This window comes from Chloroflexus sp. (assembly GCF_034432675.1).
Lineage (GTDB): Bacteria > Chloroflexota > Chloroflexia > Chloroflexales > Chloroflexaceae > Chloroflexus.
On record NZ_DAOUBI010000097.1, the window covers coordinates 1 to 4,436 of the forward strand.

Sequence of the window (4,436 nt, forward strand, 5' to 3'; positions counted from 1 at the left end):
GCGGCGTGGAGCAGTGGCAGCTCGTCGGGCTCATAACCCGAAGGTCGCAGGTTCGAATCCTGCCGCCGCTACCAGAGAAGCGACAGAACTCGTAGGTTCTGTCGCTTTATTATATATTGAGGGCCGATTTTTTCAAAGCCGATCACAGGTGCTCTCCCCTTAAAGTACACATATCCGTGCGTACACAAGCGTCCGCATCCACCGTGCAGGATGGTGCAGGCAACCCCTCAGTCGTTCCTGTGCGATTCCTGTCATGACCGGGTAGTCCGTTCTTGCCCATACTGTTCAAGACTACCTGGTGGTCGCTACATGTGGTCGTATCGTCTTTCCAAGATGCAACGTGCATACCGTCACCGTGCTGGGCAACGCAATAGGGGTTGGTCTGGAAGCCGACCTCTTCAGAACTCATTTCATAAAAGCTATGCTCTCGTGCTCCCAGACTGTCGCACAAGCGCATGCACGCTTGCCAAGCACCAACGACAGCCTACCCGGCTCCTGGCCCATTGGCAGATCGCAGCTCTAGTCACGCCATCACGCGCTGGATGGGTTGCCTTTCCCGCTCGTTATGCACGTATCGCAGGATTTGGAGTGCGGCAGCATGGCTGCCGCAACAGCCGTGCTCACGATCCGGCGCGTGGCACGCCGTTGACTCTCTTGGTCGCGGGGATGCTGGATGTGCTCGTTACGATCATCGAGTCGGTCAGGAATGAGAGCCTTCTGGTAGACGTTTTTTGAAATAGGTTCTATTCCTGACTCAATCAGAGATATGTTCTGCCATCAATAATCTTGACAAAATCTATCGTTTTATATAAGATTAATGACAGGTATCTTAAAAAATTTGCGCAAGGAAGTCAACAATGTCTACGAAAGCATTTTCTTCATCACCTGCTCTCTTCGACCGCACTGCCCTGCGTTTTAACCAGGCGGCGCTCATCGTGCTTGTGCTGACGGCCTTCGTTACCAATCAACACTGGTTGATTGCGTTCGTTGCGGTTGTCCTTGCTCTTGGTGTGATCCATCCTGCGCTGGCACTGTTCCAGCGTCTATACCGCGACATCCTGCGCCCCCTGGGCTGGTTACGTCCTGACCTGCACGAGGAAGATGCAGCACCTCACCGCTTTGCGCAAGGTGTTGGGGCTGGTGTGCTGCTGCTGGCTACGTTGAGCCTGTGGTTAGGGGCAGAGGTTATCGGCTGGAGCCTGGCGCTACTGGTCGTTGTGCTGGCGGCGGTGAATCTGATCTTCGGTTTCTGCGCCGGATGCTTTATCTTCTTTCAGTTGCGGCGATTGGGTGTTCTGAAGTAGATGACCGGTGAGGTATTTGAGTGCTGGTTGAACGGCTGTTGATCATTGGGGGTGTGACGCTCGCGGTACTGCTGGTATGGGGAGGGATACGTTACTGGCAGGCACGCACGGTACGATCCCTCGCTCAGAAGACCCCTTTCACCGGACTGGTACCCGTAGGAAAGCCGGCAGTGGTTGCTTTCACCACACCCGGTTGTCGCGAGTGTCATTTCCGACAATCGCCGGCGCTGGCGAGGCTGGCTGGTGCTGTAAATGATCAGGTCACTATCTGTACCTTGCAGGCTGCGGACTATCCCCAGCTCGTGACGCAACTGGGTATTCTCACTGCGCCGGCGACTGTGGTGCTTGATGCCCGTGGTGTGGTACGCCACATCAATTTGGGGTTTGTGGATACGCCGGTATTGTTGCAGCAGGTCGGACTATTAACGCGAGAGGTTGGCATCCGGCAGACAGCGGTTGCCGGATGAAAGAAGGTGCGATGCATGCGACGAGGCATCGCACCTTTCTTATTCTATTTTAATCAGCTGCCACCGCCGTCGGTGGTTCTACCGGTGTTGTGACGTTGAGCGAGATGACGGTTGGGACGCTTCCCAGTCGACGACCAAGGGCATGGACGGATTCGGCGACGATGCTGACGCAGCGATCAGCTTCTTCGCGGGTGAGGATCAACGGCGGCGCCAGTTGGATCACCGGTTCGAGCCGATCATCGGCCCGGCAGATCAGACCACGCTGCTTCAATTGATCACTCAGCCAGATCATCAGCCGCTCCTCGGCCAGCGACTCGCGGGTAACCTGGTCACGTACCAGCTCGACAGCCATAAACATACCCATCCCACGCACCTCGCCCACGTTGGGGTGATTGCCAACGGCAGCAGTTAGCTCCTGCATCAGGTAAGCCCCCATTTCGCGCGACCGCTCCAGCAGATGTTCCCGTTCGATAATGTCCAGGTTGGCGAGTGCTGCCGCACAACTGGCAGCGTGCCCACCAAAGGTGATACCGTGCATAAACTTATCTGCTTCATTATCGGAAACGAAGACATCGGCGAGCGTGTCACAGACAATGGCCGCACCGAGCGGAGCGTAACCGCTGGTGATGCCTTTGGCGCAGGTGATGATGTCGGGCCTGACCCCCATCGCTGTTGAACCAAACCAATCGCCAACCCGACCAAAACCGCAGATCACTTCATCAACAATCATGACGATCCCGTAGTGATCGCAGATCTGACGGATGCGTTGTAGATAGCCAGGTGGTGAGACAATTGCACCGCCACTATTTTGCACCGGTTCCATAATAATGGCGGCAATTGTTTCGGGGCCTTCAAACTCGATCAGACGCTCGACTTCATCGACACAGACACCACGGCAGCCACTGTGAGTGGCGCAATAGTCGCAGCGAAAACGATAGGGGAGAGGCGCATGGCGTGCTCCCGGGACCAGCGGGCCAAAACCGTTACGGATGGAGGTGACACCGTTAACCGACAGCGCACCCATCGAGGTACCGTGATAGCTCACGCGACGAGCAATAATCTTGGTGCGGTCGGCAAACCCGCGACGCCGCTGGTACGCTTTGGCCAGCTTTAACGCAGTCTCCACTGCATCTGACCCCCCGGTGGTCAGAAATACTCGTGAGCGGGGGCCGGTGGGACTGATTGAAGCCAGGCGCGCCGACACGTCAATTAAAGGTAGACTGGGGAAGCTGAAGGGACTGACGTAAGCAATCTCGCTCAGTTGCGCACTGATCGCCTCGATGATTTCACGGCGACCATAACCGACATTGACTGTAAACAGACCGGACAGACCATCGATGTACTCGTTACCGTCTTGATCCCATACGCGCGACCCTTCACCTCGTACCAGTATTGTGGGCCGCGCGTCGGTACTGGAGAAGTGGCCCATTTGGAAGAAATGTAACCAAACATTATCACTGAGGGCCTGACGTCGATTGTTCGTAATAGTACTCATATAGACTCCTGACTACGTCCGCAACCGTGGCCTCTAACGCGCCAAATGCGCGACTGCAACCCCGCAGCAGGTAAGAGAGAGACCACATCGTAGGCCCATGCCCCGACCCTGGCGCGGACACGAAGAGCAGGGCAACACTCCGGATGAAGTATCCGGTGTAACCGAGATGCGCACGGCCCTGACACATGCGCAGCTCACGCATATCAATCTGCCAATGTCGTTCCTTTCTAGCCGGTTATCCCGACACTAATAACCAAAAACCGACGCGTACACCAAACCGTCCGGGAACAGCATAAACGCTGCCCGTTCCAGAGGGTTGGTGTCGCGGGTTAATTATCGACCAGGCGAATGACCCGGAACGTCTCGGCGTAGGCAACGCCGATCTTCGTGCCGTTCTCTGCGTCCCATGTACGCACCCAATCAGCCACCTCAGGGCCAAGCTGCGAGCGGTGGCAGAGCAGACTCTCAATCTTCTGCTCAATCCGATCACTTATATCGAGGTAGAGATCAGGGGCACTGGGAAACATCAGATAGAGTTCACGCACTTTGTGCGGTTCGTAGCCTTCGGCAAGGAGTTCCGGGAAGATGGGGCGCGTTTCAGCGCTGGGGAAAACGGCGTAGAGTGCCACTTCACCGGCTGCACGATGATCGGGATGATTAATGTAGGTATTGCCGGCAAAGACGAGCGTTGGGTCCTGGCAGAGAACCCGGAATGGTCGTACTTCACGGATCAGGCGAGTTAGCTCTCGCCTCAGATCGAGGGTTGGCTGCAAGATACCGTCGCGGTAGCCAAGGAAACGGACATCGTGCACACCAAGGACTGCTGCGGCAGCACGCTGCTCTTCTTGACGGCGAGCGACCAGGGTTGCCAGATTGGCACCTGGTTCATTTGAGCCAGCCGAACCATCAGTTACGATGCAATACGTAACAGGATGCCCGGCTGCTGTCCAATTAGCGATAGTACCGGCAGCAGCAAACTCAATATCATCAGCATGTGCAGCGATAACCAGAATTGGTTCTTGTTGGACGTGCATACAGCCTCCTGCTTCTAGTCTACACGAAGACGTGGGGGTTTGTCTAGGGGGCGAAAATATGATAATCCAAGTTGCTACCTTACGTCACCACAGCGGTGCGGGGCGTTGAGCGCGACGGGGGGAGGGGTGGAACACG

General features: G+C 56.0%; 4 protein-coding genes. 2 read left to right on the forward strand and 2 right to left on the reverse strand.

Going from position 1 to position 4,436, the window contains the following annotated elements; genetic code table 11:
- Window positions 1–857: 857 nt before the first annotated feature.
- Both VAE55_RS07305 and VAE55_RS07310 read left to right on the forward strand, forming a co-directional pair.
- The gene (locus VAE55_RS07305) at window positions 858–1,304 is read left to right on the forward strand and encodes a DUF4395 domain-containing protein (protein WP_322815136.1); all 447 of its coding nucleotides are present in this window, start codon (window positions 858–860) and stop codon (window positions 1,302–1,304) included.
- A 20-nt stretch (window positions 1,305–1,324) separates the two neighbouring features.
- The gene (locus VAE55_RS07310) at window positions 1,325–1,771 is read left to right on the forward strand and encodes a thioredoxin family protein (protein WP_322815137.1); all 447 of its coding nucleotides are present in this window, start codon (window positions 1,325–1,327) and stop codon (window positions 1,769–1,771) included.
- Between the two features lie 49 nt (window positions 1,772–1,820).
- Here the strand turns inward: VAE55_RS07310 and VAE55_RS07315 are convergent, their stop codons facing one another.
- Both VAE55_RS07315 and VAE55_RS07320 read right to left on the reverse strand, forming a co-directional pair.
- Window positions 1,821–3,266, reverse strand: coding sequence for an aspartate aminotransferase family protein (locus tag VAE55_RS07315; protein WP_322815138.1), 1,446 nt, complete (start codon window positions 3,264–3,266; stop codon window positions 1,821–1,823).
- Window positions 3,267–3,595: 329 nt separating this feature from the next.
- Window positions 3,596–4,300 carry a PIG-L deacetylase family protein gene (locus VAE55_RS07320; RefSeq protein WP_322815139.1) on the reverse strand — a complete coding sequence of 235 codons (705 nt, stop codon included), beginning with the start codon at window positions 4,298–4,300 and terminating at the stop codon, window positions 3,596–3,598.
- Window positions 4,301–4,436: the final 136 nt, after the last annotated feature.

Coding starts and splice junctions, on each gene's coding strand:
- VAE55_RS07315 (WP_322815138.1), bottom strand. CDS start 3,266: ATGAGTACTATTACGAACAATCGACGTCAGGCCCTCAGTGATAATGTT.
- VAE55_RS07320 (WP_322815139.1), bottom strand. CDS start 4,300: ATGCACGTCCAACAAGAACCAATTCTGGTTATCGCTGCACATGCTGAT.
- VAE55_RS07305 (WP_322815136.1), top strand. CDS start 858: ATGTCTACGAAAGCATTTTCTTCATCACCTGCTCTCTTCGACCGCACT.